General features: G+C 69.8%; 16 protein-coding genes, 1 tRNA gene and 1 pseudogene. 2 read left to right on the top strand and 16 right to left on the bottom strand.

The window, feature by feature from the left end; genetic code table 11:
• The first annotated feature begins 41 nt into the window (after positions 1–41).
• Entirely contained in the window at positions 42–1,709 is a 1,668-nt protein-coding gene (gene aceB / locus J5V96_RS09010) for a malate synthase A (protein ID WP_208502959.1), read from the top strand.
• A gap of 66 nt (positions 1,710–1,775) precedes the next feature.
• On the opposite strand, the gene J5V96_RS09005 is transcribed toward aceB, so the two are convergent.
• Positions 1,776–1,867 (bottom strand) — tRNA-Ser (locus J5V96_RS09005).
• Between the two features lie 92 nt (positions 1,868–1,959).
• Positions 1,960–2,436, bottom strand: a complete 477-nt coding sequence (locus J5V96_RS09000; protein WP_208502957.1) for a hypothetical protein — start codon at positions 2,434–2,436, stop codon at positions 1,960–1,962.
• A gap of 265 nt (positions 2,437–2,701) precedes the next feature.
• Here J5V96_RS09000 and J5V96_RS08995 point away from each other — a divergent pair, with 265 nt between their 5' ends.
• On the top strand, positions 2,702–2,971 hold the full coding sequence (locus tag J5V96_RS08995; protein ID WP_208502955.1) for a helix-turn-helix domain-containing protein: 270 nt from the start codon (positions 2,702–2,704) through the stop codon (positions 2,969–2,971).
• On the opposite strand, the gene J5V96_RS08990 is transcribed toward J5V96_RS08995, so the two are convergent.
• The 14 genes and pseudogenes from J5V96_RS08990 to J5V96_RS08930 form a co-directional block, all read right to left on the bottom strand.
• Positions 2,947–3,243, bottom strand: coding sequence for a hypothetical protein (locus J5V96_RS08990; protein WP_208502952.1), 297 nt, complete (start codon positions 3,241–3,243; stop codon positions 2,947–2,949). The two genes, J5V96_RS08995 and J5V96_RS08990, sit on opposite strands and share 25 nt — an antisense overlap.
• A 285-nt stretch (positions 3,244–3,528) precedes the next feature.
• Positions 3,529–4,059, bottom strand: coding sequence for a hypothetical protein (locus tag J5V96_RS08985; RefSeq protein WP_208502950.1), 531 nt, complete (start codon positions 4,057–4,059; stop codon positions 3,529–3,531).
• A 215-nt stretch (positions 4,060–4,274) separates the two neighbouring features.
• Positions 4,275–4,949 (bottom strand): hypothetical protein, encoded by a 675-nt coding sequence (locus J5V96_RS08980; protein ID WP_208502948.1) that lies wholly within the window; start codon positions 4,947–4,949, stop codon positions 4,275–4,277.
• A gap of 43 nt (positions 4,950–4,992) precedes the next feature.
• Positions 4,993–5,718: an ABC transporter ATP-binding protein gene (locus tag J5V96_RS08975; RefSeq protein WP_208502946.1), complete on the bottom strand. Its 726-nt coding sequence runs from the start codon at positions 5,716–5,718 to the stop codon at positions 4,993–4,995.
• 237 nt (positions 5,719–5,955) lie between these two features.
• Complete coding sequence (locus J5V96_RS08970; RefSeq protein ID WP_372439936.1) at positions 5,956–6,633, bottom strand: NUDIX hydrolase; 678 nt, start codon at positions 6,631–6,633, stop codon at positions 5,956–5,958.
• 82 nt (positions 6,634–6,715) lie between these two features.
• Positions 6,716–7,879, bottom strand: a complete 1,164-nt coding sequence (locus J5V96_RS08965; protein WP_208502943.1) for a YcaO-like family protein — start codon at positions 7,877–7,879, stop codon at positions 6,716–6,718.
• On the bottom strand, positions 7,876–9,069 hold the full coding sequence (locus J5V96_RS08960; RefSeq protein WP_208502941.1) for an iron-containing alcohol dehydrogenase: 1,194 nt from the start codon (positions 9,067–9,069) through the stop codon (positions 7,876–7,878). Before J5V96_RS08960 ends, J5V96_RS08965 begins: the two co-directional genes overlap by 4 nt.
• On the bottom strand, positions 9,066–9,563 hold the full coding sequence (locus J5V96_RS17450; RefSeq protein ID WP_372439935.1) for an aminotransferase class III-fold pyridoxal phosphate-dependent enzyme: 498 nt from the start codon (positions 9,561–9,563) through the stop codon (positions 9,066–9,068). The genes J5V96_RS08960 and J5V96_RS17450 overlap by 4 nt, the downstream gene beginning before the upstream one ends.
• Before the next feature lie 62 nt (positions 9,564–9,625).
• A pseudogene (gene mpaM, locus J5V96_RS08955) lies at positions 9,626–11,029 on the bottom strand (daptide-type RiPP biosynthesis methyltransferase); the annotation flags it as partial.
• Positions 11,030–11,055: 26 nt separating this feature from the next.
• On the bottom strand, positions 11,056–11,994 hold the full coding sequence (locus J5V96_RS08950) for a hypothetical protein (RefSeq protein ID WP_208502937.1): 939 nt from the start codon (positions 11,992–11,994) through the stop codon (positions 11,056–11,058).
• A 69-nt stretch (positions 11,995–12,063) separates the two neighbouring features.
• Positions 12,064–13,674, bottom strand: coding sequence for a zinc metalloprotease (locus J5V96_RS08945; RefSeq protein WP_208502935.1), 1,611 nt, complete (start codon positions 13,672–13,674; stop codon positions 12,064–12,066).
• Positions 13,671–14,417, bottom strand: a complete 747-nt coding sequence (locus tag J5V96_RS08940) for a hypothetical protein (protein ID WP_208502933.1) — start codon at positions 14,415–14,417, stop codon at positions 13,671–13,673. The genes J5V96_RS08945 and J5V96_RS08940 overlap by 4 nt, the downstream gene beginning before the upstream one ends.
• The gene (locus J5V96_RS08935; RefSeq protein WP_208502931.1) at positions 14,414–15,127 is read right to left on the bottom strand and encodes an ABC transporter ATP-binding protein; all 714 of its coding nucleotides are present in this window, start codon (positions 15,125–15,127) and stop codon (positions 14,414–14,416) included. The genes J5V96_RS08940 and J5V96_RS08935 overlap by 4 nt, the downstream gene beginning before the upstream one ends.
• Positions 15,124–15,321: a hypothetical protein gene (locus tag J5V96_RS08930; RefSeq protein ID WP_208502929.1), complete on the bottom strand. Its 198-nt coding sequence runs from the start codon at positions 15,319–15,321 to the stop codon at positions 15,124–15,126. The genes J5V96_RS08935 and J5V96_RS08930 overlap by 4 nt, the downstream gene beginning before the upstream one ends.
• Positions 15,322–15,328 lie beyond the last annotated feature (7 nt).

Raw genomic sequence — 15,328 nt, 5'->3', positions numbered from 1 at the left:
CCCACCCGGGCCGAAGCAACCAGCACTCAAGGAGACACATCATGACCATCACCGACACCGCTCCCCCGAGCCGCGCGATCCGCGAGGAGCCCGCCCCGGAGCGCATCACCCCGACCCTCACGGTCACGGGCCCCCTCCACGACCGCTTCGAGGAGATCCTGACGCCTGCCGCTCTCGCCTTCGTCGCGCAGCTGCACGAGCTGTTCGCCGGCGCCCGGTACGACCGGCTCGCGGACCGGATGCGCCTGGGCTACGAGATCGGCAACGGCAGGGATCCGCGGTTCCGCGAGGACACCGCGCCGATCCGGAATGATGCGAGCTGGCGCGTGGCCGGAGCCGGACCGGGTCTCGAGGACCGCCGCGTCGAGATCACGGGGCCCACGGATCCGCGCATGACCATCAACGCGCTCAACTCGGGCGCGCAGGTCTGGCTCGCCGATCAGGAGGACGCGACGAGCCCCACCTGGCGCAACGTCATCGGCGGGCAGCTGTCGCTGTTCGACGCGATCCGCGGGCAGCTGAGCTATACGTCCCCCGAGGGCAAGCGGTACGAGGTCACCGCGGAGCGCACGCCCACGATCGTGATGCGCCCGCGGGGCTGGCACCTGGAGGAGCATCACATCCACTTCACCGACCGCTGGAAGCGCACGATGGCGGCCTCCGGATCGCTCGTCGACTTCGGCCTGTACGCCTTCCACAACGCCGCCGCGCTGATCGCGCAGGGTCGCGGACCGTACTTCTACCTGCCGAAGATCGAGTCGAGCGAGGAGGCTCGGCTGTGGGATCAGGTGTTCTCGTTCACGGAGCAGTACCTCGCGATCCCGCACGGCACGATCCGCGCGACCGTGCTGATCGAGACTCTTCCCGCCGCTCTCGAGATGGAGGAGATCCTGTACGAGCTGCGCGACCACTGCGCCGGACTCAACGCGGGTCGCTGGGACTACATCTTCTCGATCATCAAGACGTATCGCGGGCGCGGCTCGCGTTTTGTGATGCCGGATCGCAACCAGGTCACGATGACCGTCGGGTTTATGCGCAGCTACACCGAGCTGCTGGTGAAGACGTGCCACAAGCGCGGCGCCTACGCGATCGGCGGCATGAGCGCCTTCATCCCCAGCCGGCGGGATCCTGAGGCGAACGCACGGGCGCTGGAGCAGGTCGCGGCCGACAAGCGCCGCGAGGCGTCCGACGGCTTCGACGGCACATGGGTCGCGCATCCCGACCTCATCCCCACGGCGCGGGCCGAGTTCGACGCGGTGCTGCAGGGCCGCCCGCACCAGCTCGACCGCCAGCGCGACGACGTGACCGTCTACGAGCGCCACCTGCTCGACGTCTTCATCGGCCGGCCGATCACCGACGCGGGCGTGCGCGCGAACGTCTCGGTGGCGCTGCGCTACATCGAGGCATGGCTGCGGGGTCAGGGCGCCGTCGCGATCGACGGGCTGATGGAGGACGTGGCGACCGCCGAGATCTCGCGCTCGCAGATCTGGCAGTGGATCCGTCAGCAGAAGTCGACCGAGGAGGGAACCGAGATCACGCGGGAGCTCATCGCCGGCCTGGTCGACGAGGTGCTCACCGGACCGGATCGCCGCGAAGGCGATCGCTTCGACGACGCCGCCGAGGTCTTCCGCGACGTCGCCCTGAGCGAGAGCTTCCGTCCGTTCCTCACCACCCGGGCCTACGCCGACCACCTCGTCGAGCTCGCCTGACCCGGGAGCACCCCGCGATTTCGGGCAAGCAAGAAGCCCCGCACCAATCGGTGCGGGGCTTCTTCGTGGCGGAAGCGACAGGATTTGAACCTGCGAGACGAGTTACCCCGCCTACATGGATTCCAGCCATGCTCCTTCGGCCGCTCGGACACGCTTCCAACGATCGATCCTAGCATCCGGACGGGGCGGCTCTTCTCGTCGGGACACTCAGGCAGGAGCGGCGCCCGGGTGTGCCGCGCGGGGCGAGCGCTCAGCGCGCCGGGTTCCGGTCGGACGGTGGGGCGGCTCGGTCCGGGGTCCGCAGCGACAGCAGCGCGAGCGCGGATGCGGTCACGAGCACCAGCGACATGATCGTGAGCAGCACCACTCCCGCCCCCTGCGGGGCGTAGCCGCCGAGACGTCCGATGACGATGCCGTCGACCGCCCCAAGCAGACCGCTGACGACGCCCAGAAGTCCGGCGGCGATCCGGGCCCGCTCGGCGGTCACGGGCGCGTCACCCGAGGCGGCGAGCGCCACGGCCCAGAGCGCCGCGGCGAGCGTGAGCGCGAATAGCAGCAGGAGGAAGGCCCCCTCGACACTGGCCTGCGATCCGACGAGGCCGAGCGAGAGCCCGAACGCCGGGGCCATCGGCAGGAAGAGACTGCTCGCCGCCAGCATCGCCAGGGGCGGCATCGCGAGCATCTCGACACCCGCTCGACGCCACGAACCGCGCAGAGCGCGGGGCACCTCCCCCTCGGCGGCGTGCCGCGCGGTCTGCTGGGCGGCCCACTGCGCGGCCCGGAGAAGCTCGGCCTGCGCGGGAGCAGCAGCCCCGGAGGCAGGGGCGTCGCGGAGGCGAATGACCGCGCGCGCGGCCCTCTGCCGAGTGCGAACCGGAAGGCGATTGCGATGTCGACCCGCCCAAGGCGCGGAGTGCTCAGTCACTTTACCCCCTCAGATCTGTGACTCATAGTCCGTGGACCAATAATCACGGTACCGGTTTCGTTGTGGCATGGGCAACCTCGATCACCGCCGCAACTTCGGTGCTCGAGTACGCGAACTGCGGCAGTCGCAGGGCTGGACCTCGCAGGAGTCGTTCGCACATCACCTCTCGATGGACCGCACCTACGTGTCGGGCATCGAGCGCGGCACACGCAACCCCACCCTCGACGTGATCGTGCGGATCGCACACGGGCTGAACGTGCCTCCGTCCGCACTGCTCGAGGGCATCGAGCAAGCTGCCGCGCCCGCCACGCATCACAACCCCTCTTCGTCGTCGTAGCGTCGGCGCGCCTCACCTTCGCTGATTCCGAGCACGCCGGCGACCTCCCGCCAGGAGTGCCCGGCGACACGCGCTTCGTCGACGATCGCCCGACGGACATCCAGAGCCTGCACCTCGACAAGCCGCAGCAGCTCGAGGCGCTCGAGAGCACTGCACGGCGCGGTGTTGACCTCCTCGGCGAGAGCGAGAAGCAGGTCGGCGCGCTCCGCACGGCGATCCGCAGCGGACACGCTCGCGCCCTGCCCGGATGCAGTGAGCTCGTCGTCAGCCATGCGCACGCCCCCTGCCCACGCACCCCGCCGATGCCGTTCGGCCGGCGAGCTCAGCGGGGATCTCCATGCCGCTCACCCTGCCACGAACCACCGACATCCTCCGGGCGAAAAGTCCTGCTCAGGCGAACAAACGAGTGGTGGAGAGAACTCGGCGCACACGCCCCCTGTGGACGAATGCCTCCGCCATCGGACCGCATGCACGCCGCGCAGGATCGGGCCCCTCGGCCCGGTGGCCGGAACGGCCGGTCTCTCACCACTCGAGCGTCGGCGCCCGAAATCGGCCCCTCACGCCCCGTCTCGCCGGCTCGACACCAGGCAGGCGATGAGGCCGAGGGCCAGCGTCCACCCGGCCAGTGCGCCGATCACAGCGCCCGCATCCAGCTCGGTCGGTGCGAGTCCGCTCAGCGCGATCTGAGCGCCCCACGGCAGAAGGTGTGCGGCGTCCGGCGCGACGTCAGCGATCACCTGTCCGGGCAGCAGCGTTGCGGGGACGACGAACAGCACCAGCAGCGGATTTCGGATGAGTACGCCGAGAAGGAAGCCCCACAGCCCCGCTGACCCGGTCACGGCGACCGTCGACATCGCCGTTGAGAGGGAGAAGATCGCCTCGCCCGACATCGCCCGGAACGTGATGTCCATCGCAAGCACGCTGACGGCCCCGACGACGGATGCCGCCGCGGTGGTGGACAGCGCACGCGTACCGAGCACAAGCGGCCACGCCTCGAAGACGAGCGCCCGCGGCAAGGCGCCGGTCCTGTGGGCTGTCGTGACTCCGAGCGCTCCCATGATGGCGACCACGACCAGGAGATTCGACACGAGCGACTCCCCCATACTGCTGCCGAGTTGGGCGATCACGTCGACGGGCGCCGTTCTCAGATCGGGAGGGAGCGCCGCCAAGAGGGCCGGCACAGGCAGCAGTCCCACAGGGAGGAAGCTCCACAAGACGACATCTCCCGTCAGCCGGCGCGCCTCAGCCGCGAGCGCCCTGAATGACGGCCGGCGGCCCCAGCCGATGTCCGCACGCGCCTGGCTCAATGCTCTCGCCGCCGAACGACCAGCGCGGCCGCTGCCGTAGCCGCGACGCTCCACCCGAGCAGCACCAGCCCACTGGCCCACCACGGCAGCAGGCCGTCCAGCGGAAGCACGGCCACGCCTGCGATGGCGCCGACGGGGAGATATCGCTCGACTTCCGGGAGGTTGAACAGGAGAGGAGCCTCGATCATGAGCGGCAGGAGGAGCACGATTCCGGACGCCGCGTAGTAGTTCCTGACCAGCCAGCCGACGGCGACGCCGATCGCGCCGCCGCAGGCCGAAGCGAACAGAGAGCCCCACACGATCGTCCAGAAAGGCCCGTCGAACAGCGGCTCCCGACCGAAGGAGCGGAGGAGGACGACCGTGACGATCGACCAGATCGCGATTCCGACCACGCACAGGGCGACGCTCGCGATCACACTCGCCAGCATCTTCGAGATGAAGACGCGACGGGTGGACGCCATCACAAGAGAGCGCGCCATGGAACCGTAGTAGTACTCCCGCGACACCGAATAGCTGCCGAGGTACATGGCCACGATCGCGCTCGATGCGATGAGACCGAAGACCGTTCGGGTCGCCAGAGCGTCATCGATGGCCCGCAGCCCCTCCAGCGGTGGGCCGACATTCACCATGAGCGCAGGGATGAGGATCACGAAAGAGGCGATGCCCAGCATCGCGAGACCGCTGACGCTTCGCAGGACTTCACTTCGGAGGAGATCACGCACGGCGGCCTCCCTCGGTGGCGTCGATGAGATCGAAGTAGCCTTCTTCGAGCGATGCGGCACCGGCCGAGGTCAGCTCCTCGAGCCTTCCGGCGTAAAGCACGCTCCTGCGCATCACAACGACCTCGTCGACCGTCTGCTCCAGCTCGGCGAGTTGATGACTCGATATCAGCACCGCACCGCCGCGATCAGCGAAGGATCGCACGAAGCCCCGTAGCCATCGGATGCCGCTCGGGTCGAGGCCGTTGGCAGGCTCGTCGAGGACGAGCAGTTCGGGATCCCCGATGACTGCCGTCGCCAGCCCGAGACGCTGCCACATACCCGTGGAGAACTGCTTGACACGCTTCGAAGCGTGCGGGGCGAGATCGACCTGTTCGAGCACCTCGTCCACGCGCCCCCGAGGCATGCCCGCGGCGAGACGGTAGATCTCCAGGTGACGACGCGCCGTGATCCCGGTCTCGAAACCCAGCCCGTCCATGTGCACGCCCACTCTCCTCGCGGGATTCGCCAGCGCGTGGAAGGGGCCTCCGAAAACCGAGGCCGTGCCCGAGGTCGGATGCAGAAGCCCTACGAGACCGCGCATGGCGGTGCTCTTACCGGCGCCGTTGGGCCCCAGAAGACCGACGACCGAACCGGACTCGACGGCGAAGCTGAGATCTTCGACGACGGCGTCGCCCCGGTAGCTCTTGCTGAATCTGTCGAAGCGGACCACAGGGGTCATGGCGCTTCTCCGGGGAGCGCGAAAAGATCGGTCACCATACCCCCTCAGTTACGTGACTCATAGTCCGTGGACTAAAAGTCACACTAGCGGGTGGGGAAAGGCCAGAGCAACTCGAAGGATCACGGCCGCTTGGACAGTCGCATCGCAATACTGCGGCGCGATGAGCAGCCGCATGAAGATGCTCGATGAGGAGCGCCCGCTTCCGCTCCAGCGGACGGCTCAGGCGGGATGGACGGCTCAGGCCGGGAGGGGGATCTCTCGCGTGCCGTCCCAGGGATCCGCCCAGCCGAGCCGGTCGAACAGCGCGTCGAGCAGCATCGCGGTGAAGCCCCAGACGAGGTGCTCCCCCGCGGTGAATGCCGGGCCGCGCCATTCGCGTCCGTCGCGATGGATGACAGTCACGCCGCGGTTGGCGGGGTCGAGCAGGTCTGCCACCGGCGCGCGGAACACGGCCGCAGACTCGTGCTCATCGACGACTCGCACGGGCGACGGGTCACGCCACCAGCCGACGACCGGGGTGACTAGGTGGCGCGAGAAGGCGAGCGGCACCTCCGGCAGCTTGCCGAGCACGTCGACGCCCGACGGGTCGAGGCCGGTCTCCTCGCGCGCCTCGCGCAGGGCCGTCGCGACGATGTCGCGGTCGCCGGCATCCACCCGCCCGCCCGGGAAGGCGACCTGTCCGGGGTGCGACCGCAGCGTCGCCGCACGCGACAGCAGCAGCACGTCGAGGTCGCGCGAGACAGGCGTCGCGCGGGCCTCGCTCGGCACAGCGTCGAGCACCCCGAACAGCATCAGCACCGCGGCCGGGCGGGGCGAGGCGGCGGTCGGCAGGCCGTCGAGGAGGGGCTTCGCGTCGACGCGCACCAGCTCTGCGAGCTGCGCCCGCGCGCTCCGCGGAGTGGGGTGATCCGTCACCCCACCGACGCTACCCCCGGTGCCGCCGGACGGGATCGGATCCAGCCGATACTGATCGCCAGACTTGTGATCGGCTCCCGCATCAGACGAACGGATGCGGAAAGGTATGCGCCGCAGGCTCGACCGGCGCGTTCCACGCGAGCGCCTCCGACATGCGCAAGGGGCGGAGGTCGGGGCAGAAGACGCGCACGACCGCCCAGTTCAGCTCCCGCGCGCGCTCGGGCAGTCGCGGCGTCAGGTCGACGACCGTTCTGCGAGGTAGGAGGGCGACCCAGTCGCGTACCGGGGCGACATCCGCAGCCGGATCGCGCGCCTCCGGTACCAGCGCCAGCCAGTCATCCGCGGCGCGGACGGCCGATGCTCCCGCCCAGAACCGCGCGCGATCGATCTCGCGGCGGATCGGCAGCGCCACCTCGCGGGTCCCCTCCAACCGGCGGAGATCGAGGAGAAGCGTCCGGATCTGCAGAGCCTCCTGCACGGCGCGCAGAAGTGCGTGCTGTGCGAGCGACTCCAGTCCGAGGCCGGCGCCGACCACGCTACGCGCACGATCGATGGCCAGCGCGAGAAGCACGTCGACCCCGCCGACAGCGGGCAGACGCACAACACGCAGGTCGACGCCGGCGGCGGCTACGGGGGCGAGCAGGCGCGCGGTCTCGCCCGCGAGGATCCGTTCGAGGGGCGTGCTCTCGAGCCGTGACGCCGTCTGAGGTCGGCTCCAACCGCGCATCGCCGCGTCGCGCTCGATCGTTTCCTTGCACGCCGACTGGAGAGCACGATCGAAGCCCATCCCCGCGGCGGTGCCCGAAGGACCCGGATCGACGAGCTCGGAGTCCCGCAGCGGCGGGTAGTCCACCGCAGACGCGGGAACGCCCACCTCCTGCCGATCGACCCCATCGAAGAACACGCCGGAATACCTGTCCTCCTGCTGGGGAGCGCCCGCCCACGACATCCCGGCGGGCGCATGCGGCGTCGAAGGATCCGCTCGGGGAAGGGGAGCACGGCTGAGCAGCGCCCATCGCTCGACGGCCTCACCCGCCGCGCGCACGAACGTGGCCCCCTGACGCACGCCCGCCGCCCCGACCCAGGTGATGTCGAGCGCTGACTGGTCGTCGCGCCGCTCGCCCATTCCGATGTCGACCGCGACAGACCACAACGGCCGATCCGGCGACTGCGGCGGGAAGGCGCGCACGGCACGCGCGATGCCGGTGGCGGGATCGAGCGTTGCACTGATGTCGAGGGGGATCATCGGGGCGCCCCGTCGCACGGCCCTGCAAGGGCATCCTCGACGAGACACGCGATCTCGTCCGAAATGATGGAGCGCGAAAGCGGGCGCCCGCGCCCGAACCTGCGCATCACCCGCTCCGCCGTGCGGACCGACACATCGGCTGATTGCGCCGCGACCGCCCGCAGGCGCGACGTGTCGACGAGCGAGGCCATGAGGTCGGCGGCGTCGCGGAACGTCATTCCGGCCTGCCCGAGGAGGGCCCGCACGCGTGCGCCCTGCCCCCACGGCCCGCCCGCTTGGGTGTCCACAAGGCGCAGCCAGTCCGGCCAGAGCACCGCGAGCGCCTCGATCTTCGAGGATCTGGTCAGCATCGACAGCTCGTTCGCCACGAACCAGAGCGGGAAGGGGGCGAGCCCCCGACCGCGGAGCGCCCATCCGGCGTGGCCGGCGGCGCTCGCGAGGGCGGCGTCGACGAGCACGTCGCCTCGGAGCGCCCCGGCGCTGCGGGTCCCCGGCAGAAGCGCGGCGGCGATCCGCGCGGTCCGGCACCCGAGAGCCTCGGCCTCGGCGTCGGCCCCGGACAGCGTCGAGGGCGTCGCGTAGGCACCGATGATCCGGCTCCACGCCTCCGCGCTCGACGCGCGGATCAGCGCGCCCGGCGCCGCGAGCATCCGTGGCTCGTAGGCAGCGGACAGCGTCGGCGTGCTCGGCAGGGTGGCGATCGACTTGGCCCGCTCCATCCCGGCGCCCGACTCCCAGCACGCGACGCTCGAGACCTCCGCTCCCGTGCCGAACGTCGTCGGCACGGACACGAGCGGCAAGGGACGCCACAGCGCGGCCGGCACGAGGACGAAGCCCGCCGACGATGCCTGCGCGTCGAGGTACGCCAGCAGACGCTCGTCTCCCGCGCATCCCGCCGCGAGCTTCGCAAGATCCATCGCGTTGCCGCCGCCGATCACCACCACCCCATCGACGCACTCGCGGCGCCACGCCGCCGCGGTCTCGGCGACGTCGTCACGGTCGACAGGTCGGACGACCGTGCAGATGGTCGCCGCGCTCATGCGCAGGGCGGCCGGAATCCGGTCGGCGACATTCCCGTCCACGACCACGCCGAGGCGTCGGGCGCCGAGCTGTGCGACGGCGGAGGCCGTCGCACCTGCGCCCACGAACTGGGCGGGGACGCCAGGACGACCGACAGATGTGGCTGTCATGCCGCGCTCGCGAGAAACCGCTCGAGGGTCGGTCGCACCCGACCGAAGACCTCGGCTAGCTGTGCTCGATCGAAGATGAGAGCGGGCATGAACTGCAGGGCGGACGGCGCGGGTTGAACGATCACGCCGTCACGAAGACACGAGCGCACGAGGTCGAAGACCTCGGACGCGTCAAGGGCCGAACCGTCTGCGTGCGTGAGGTGCAGCGCGCGCATCAGGCCGCGTCCCGAGGCGACGATCCTCGTGCTGAGGCCCGCCAGGGCGTTGAGCTCCTCATCCATGACCGTCGACAGAGAGTCGGCGAGCGACTGCGCGCCGATTCTCTCCAGCTCGTCGATGGTCGCCAGGATCGCCGCGCACGACTGGGGCGATCCTGCCTGCGTCTCGCCATGCCAGAACACGTCGTCATGACGCCGAAGCACGCCGCCGACCGACGAGGCGAGCAGCACGGCGGACGCCGCCGAGGTGCCGTTGGTGAGCGCTTTGCTGAGCACGAGCAGGTCCGGTGAGAACGGCCACTCAGCGCTCGCGAAACGCGCACCCCCGTGCGGTAGAAGCCGGTGGCGACCTCGTCCGCGACGACGAGGAAGCCGCGCTGCTCACGCAGTCTCGCCACTTCGTGGAGCATGGCGGTCGGAAGGGGCAGGGCTCCCGATCCGAGCACGGGCTCCATCACGATCGCAGCGATCTCCTCGCCGAACCGCCGGGCCACCCGTCTCAGCGCGTCGACGTCGTCGTACGGAATCTTGATGTGAAGCCGTTCGTCGACGTCGTACACGTCCTGGTAGAGGTACGCACCGCTCAGCGCCATGGCCGTGCTTGTGATGCCGTGGTAGCTGCCCACGAGGCTGACCACACGCCGCCGCCGCGCACCATGCACGAGCTTCTGCACCTGCCTGCTGAGCTTCACCACGGCATCCAAGGCCGAGCTGCCGGATGTGGCGAAGAACACGCTCTCGTAGCGATCGGCCCCTGCATACTCGCGCAGGCGCTCTGCGGCCTGCCGGGCTGAGGTGCTTCCGCGCCGAAAGATCGGGAGCGCCGACGCCTGCAGGTTCACCTGGTGCACGGCATCCGCGATCGCACGGCTGCCATAGCCGAGCGGGACGTTCCACAGCCCGCTGATCGCATCGATCGCGGTCGAGCCATCCGAGAAGGAGACGGTCACACCCTCCGCACCGTCTGCCTCGATCTCGCCGAAGCGACTCGGAGGGAGGAAGAACTCGAGGTAGGCCGATGTGCCGCGCACGGGCGGCGAGTCCGCTTCCGACGGGGATGACACCGAGGCGACGAGCACGGCGTAGTCGCCGATGCGGTCATCGTGACCGCGCAGCCCCACGGGATGCTGAGCGGTCACCGTGAACCCCGCCGCGTGCAGCTCATCAACGAGCTGCGGCCGAGAGAGCAGGTGGGTGCGCACCGTGTGCTCGGACGCATCGCCGTCCTCGGTGAGGGTCGTCGAGAGGATGCCTCGCTCGGAGTCGATCTCCTCACGGATCCGCAGCCCTCCGCCGATGTCGTGCACAGCCTGCCCGTCATCCGCGAGCGGCGGGGTGCGCAGCGAGAGCACAAAGGATCCGTCCTCCGCCAGCCAGCGACGCACTCGCGCGAACAGCCGTGCACGGTCGGCACGGTCGAAGAGGCTGATCGACGTCGTTCCGAGCACGACCTTGTCGAAGCGCTCCTCGCTGTCCCACGCGAGGATGTCGGCGACGACCAGCTGCAGTCGCGCATCATCCGTGACGCGCGCGCGGAGCATCGCGGTCAGATCGGGCGAGATGTCCACGGCCGTCACGTCCCGGGCGACGCGCAGAAGGGGGACGGTGAGTCGACCGGATCCGCTGGCCAGCTCGAGGACACGGTCGGATCCTCGGGCGATGGTGCGGATGATCTCGCGCACCTCCGACGTGTCGTCGGCGACGATGCGGTCATAGAGCTCCGCCCCGCGCGCGGCGTACATCGAGTGCACGGTGCTGGTGGATGGCATCACGTGACCGCCTCTCGCGGGCGGGTCAGCAGCGGGGCAAGGCCCAGCACGTCGAACACCCGACGAGTGGAATCATCGATGCTCTCGCCGTCGGCGATCGCGGCGAGCGCGGCGGTGACCCGGGCACCGATCTCCGCCGGAACTCGACTGAGAGCGCCCGAGAGCGCGTCGACGACATAGGTGTCGTCAGCGGCCGCGAGGACGAAGACCGGGTCGCGGCGCGGAACGGATCCGCGGGCCGACTCGACCAGGCGCACGTCGTGATCGAGCCTCGCTCGAAGCCCGCGCACCACCTTCGCCGCCCCGACGAACCGGGCGATGCGCACCTCGTCGACGGTGACCTCGCCTGTCGTCGGAATCGTGAAGTCGTCACCGAGCGGGGTCTCGTCAGCCGGCCCCTGTGTGAGGATTCCGTCCGCCCGCAGATGCAGGCGGTTCGCGGTCGAGGAGCGCAGCCCGAGAGGTGCGAGCAGCCGCGCCTGGTCGACGAGCGTGGTGACGGGTTGCAGAAGCTGAGGCGGGAGCAGACTCGTGTTCTCTGTGGTGGTCACGTCGGCGAGAAGCGCCTCGCGGTCGACGTCGTCCACGACGGACAGCGCGGTCGGCAGCGACAGCGACACATAGGGAGCGGTCGCGTAGCTCTCGGTCTGCACGAGCATTCCGTCACCGAGGGAGATCTCTCCGCCGACCAGTTCGAGGACGCCGGAGTACTCCACCACCCGCACTCCGGGCACGTCGAGGAGGGCGGCGCCGCCCTCCTCGACGAAGACGTAGGCACCCTCGCCGAGCGCGAGGGAGCGCACCGCGCTCGCGTCGGCTCCCGGCTCGACGAGGAGGTCGCGCGCCGACGCATCCGCTCGTTCACCCTCGAGCCAGCGACGCAAGCGGTCGAGCCGCCGCGCCCGTGCTGTCTCGGCTGTCTCTGCTGCCTCCGGCATCTGTTTCCCCTCCCCTGCGAGCCCCTTCGGCCCGCGGTCTGACTTCCTGGTCACCGTGCAAAGCGCCTTTCACGAGGTGAACGCAGCGCCCCAGATCTCTGCCACCCACTGCACGGGCGCTCGCGTGCCCAGGCGAAGCACCACGGCCCCCGCGTCATCGCGGGTCTCCGATACCGCTCGCACCACCGCGGCGTCGAGCGGTGCGCACCAGCCGTCGAGCCGGTAGGGCGAACCGCTCACCGGGAATGCCGCCGAGAGCGGGATCTCGCAGGGGGCGAACCCTCCCGTGACCGTCGCCACGCCGATCCGACGTCCGAGCACCATGCCGGGCTCGTGCACGGTGACCTCCGTCCCCGCCAGCTCGCCGACATGCGTGACGGACAGCGTCGCGAGCTGTGCCTGGCCGTCGCGCACGTAGACACCGGCGATGGCGTTCACCGGCAGCGGCAGAAGCAGAGCGATCGCTGCGACCGCCGCGCCGATGGCGCTCCAGGAGGCGACCGCGCGCCACCGCGACAGGCCGGCGCTCCAAGACGATTTCAGACCGCTCCACCCGCGCGTCGCGGTCCAGACGACCAGGATTCCGATCGCCAGCAGGATGACCCCGTCACCTGCCGTGCCGAGTGCGCTGAGGTTCATGGAGAGTGCGAGCAGCACGCCGATCACGAGCACGGACGGAAAGAGAAAGCACACGGCGCCGAACGCGACCCAGCGGCGCGTGATGCCGTCGTCCACACGGGGACCGCCGAGCAGCATGCGCGAGGCGCGTGCGCGGAATGCGGCGATCGACGAGTCGCGGAGGTTCGGTCGATCGAGATACCCCGCCAGTGCGACGTAGCCGTCGAGCTTCACGAAGGGGATGAGGTTGATCGCCCAATAGGCGACGTTGAAGAACGCCACCGTGGCGAGCGCCACACCCGCCTCACGCGGGACGAGGAAAGCCACCGCTCCGGTCACGGCCGCGATGACACCCTGGGCGGCGACGCCCGCCAGCGCGACACGCACGCGCTTCTCCCGAGCGATCGACCAGTTGTCTCGAACGTCGCAGAAGAATGCCGGCGCGAGGTAGAACAGCATAAATCCCATGCGCGGACTGCGACCGCCATATGCGGTGAGCACAACGGCGTGGCCGAACTCGTGGGCGAACATCGACGCGAGCATCCCGACCATCAGCCAGCCGTATCCCGCGATCGAGATCCCGGAGTGAAGCGGACTGGTGGAAAGCGCCCAGTGCATGGCCACCACGGCGGCGCCGACGAGATCGAGCACGATGACGACCGGCCAGAAGCCTCGAACACGCACGAGGCGGCACAGCAGCCCGTCGGGGCGGATCACGCGCGATGGGTCGAAGAAGGTGAACTGCACGGTGAACGGCGCGCGGAACTGCACCCACCGGAGCCGCGCGGGCGCATCCGCGACCGCCGGCATCGCCGCCACCGCGCCGAGCGCCGCCTCCACCTGTTCCGCGGTGACACCGCAGCGCGCGCCGATGAGGCGGGACTCCGCGACAGGGTCGCGCTTGACGGCGTGGAGGATCCCGCCGATGAGGCCGGGCACACGCGCGACGGGACCGGCGGCGGTCGAGATCAGCACCCGCCCCTCGCTGTCAGGGCGGGACAGCCGGATGCGATCGAGCCACTCTCGCGACGCGGCGCCGCGGGCCTGCGCATCTGTGATCACGTCGCGTCCGTGCGGCGCAGTCGCAGGACTGCGAGACCGGCGAGCAGGATCAGCCATGCGGCGAACCCGAGGTATCCGCAGCCGATCGGGAGGATCTCCTCCGTCGTCGAGGTGTCGTCCATCATCGCCAGACCGAGGCCGCCGGGGAGCAACCGTCCCACGGCGGGCACCAGCTGGATGATGTAGGTCTCGAGCAGCATCGTCCACGCGGCGAGTGCGATGACGGTGATGAGCGACTTGCGCGACTGCCAGGCGACCATCTGCCCGAGGTACCCCGAGAAGATCGTCGCGACGGCGATGCCCACAACGACCACCGACGCGTCATCCGACCAGGCGAAGTCGGCGCCCTGCGCCGGTAGCAGGAAGAACGCGGGCACGATCGCCGCGGCCGGACCGAGAACGCCGAAGACGACCATCTGCGGCGCGACCACGACGGCGCGCGAGGCCACGAGGCGCACGCTTCCGCCCGCCAGGAGCTTCTGGCGCACGATCCCGCCGCTGCCGAAATCGCGCGTCACCGAGAGCGCGCCGTGGATCATCGCGAACAGCGTCGATGCGAAGCCCATACGCACCAGTTGAAGGGTCAGCTCCTGATCGAGCTCGGCCGTGCTGTGCTCGATCGGCTCGAGCATAGTGCCCGTGCCCACGGCCGCCAACGCGTTGAGTGCGACGCTGATGAAGATCAGCGAGGCGAAGGGGCCGTTGCGCAGGAACCGGTAGGACTCGGCGTGCAGAAAGCTCATCGCGGCTGGGCCTCTCGTCCGATGGCGGTCAGGTACCAGGCCTCGAGCGACTCCTCAGTGCGAGCCGGCACCGGCCCGTCGTAGCGGAGCGTCTGGTTGATCACGACGACGCGCTCGACGATGCGCCGCAGTTCGTCGAGTTGGTGGCTCGAGAGGATCGTGGTGCGTCCACGGGCCGTGCGGTCATCCAGGAGATCGCGCAGCCATCGGCCGGCTTCGATGTCGAGACCGTTGTGCGGCTCATCGAGGATCAGCACTTCCGGATCCCCGATGAGGGCCGCCGCGAGCGCGACGCGTTGACGCTGGCCCGTCGAAAGCCGCCCGACCCGACGCTTCGCGTAGGCGGCGATTCCGAAGCGCTCGGCTGCCTCATCCACGACGGAAGGCGGCAGACCCTGCGCCTTGGCTTCCCATCGGAGGCAGTCGACCGCGGTGAAGTCAGCGGACAGGCCGGGCGGATCGAACACATAGGCGACGTGGTGTCCAGCGGCCCCGATCTCCGCCGGGTCGGCGCCCATCACGCGCACCCGACCACGCGAGGGCATCCGCGCGCCGACCAGGCAGGACAGCAGCGACGTCTTCCCCGCGCCGTTCGGGCCGAGCAGCCCGACGCATTCGCCCGCCTGCACGGTGAAGGACACGTCAGAGAGCGCGGAGACCCGCCGGTAGCTCTTCGAGAGGTCCGATACCTCGAGAACGGACGTGGTCATGTCCGTGATCGGCGCACGGCCAGGCCGAGGGCGACGCCCATTGCGAGCGACAGCACAAGTCCCGTTGCCAGTGCGATGGCCGCGACCACCGGACTCGCGTCCGTCGCGAGGAGGATGACGCCGATGGCGCACAGCGCCATGCCGAAGCCTCCCAGGCACACGGCGACCGCGGCGTGATCAGTCTTTGTCTTCACTTCTGAC

This window comes from Microbacterium stercoris (genome assembly GCF_017592545.1).
GTDB lineage: Bacteria > Actinomycetota > Actinomycetes > Actinomycetales > Microbacteriaceae > Microbacterium > Microbacterium stercoris.
This window is presented reverse-complemented; position numbering and strand designations above follow the sequence as displayed.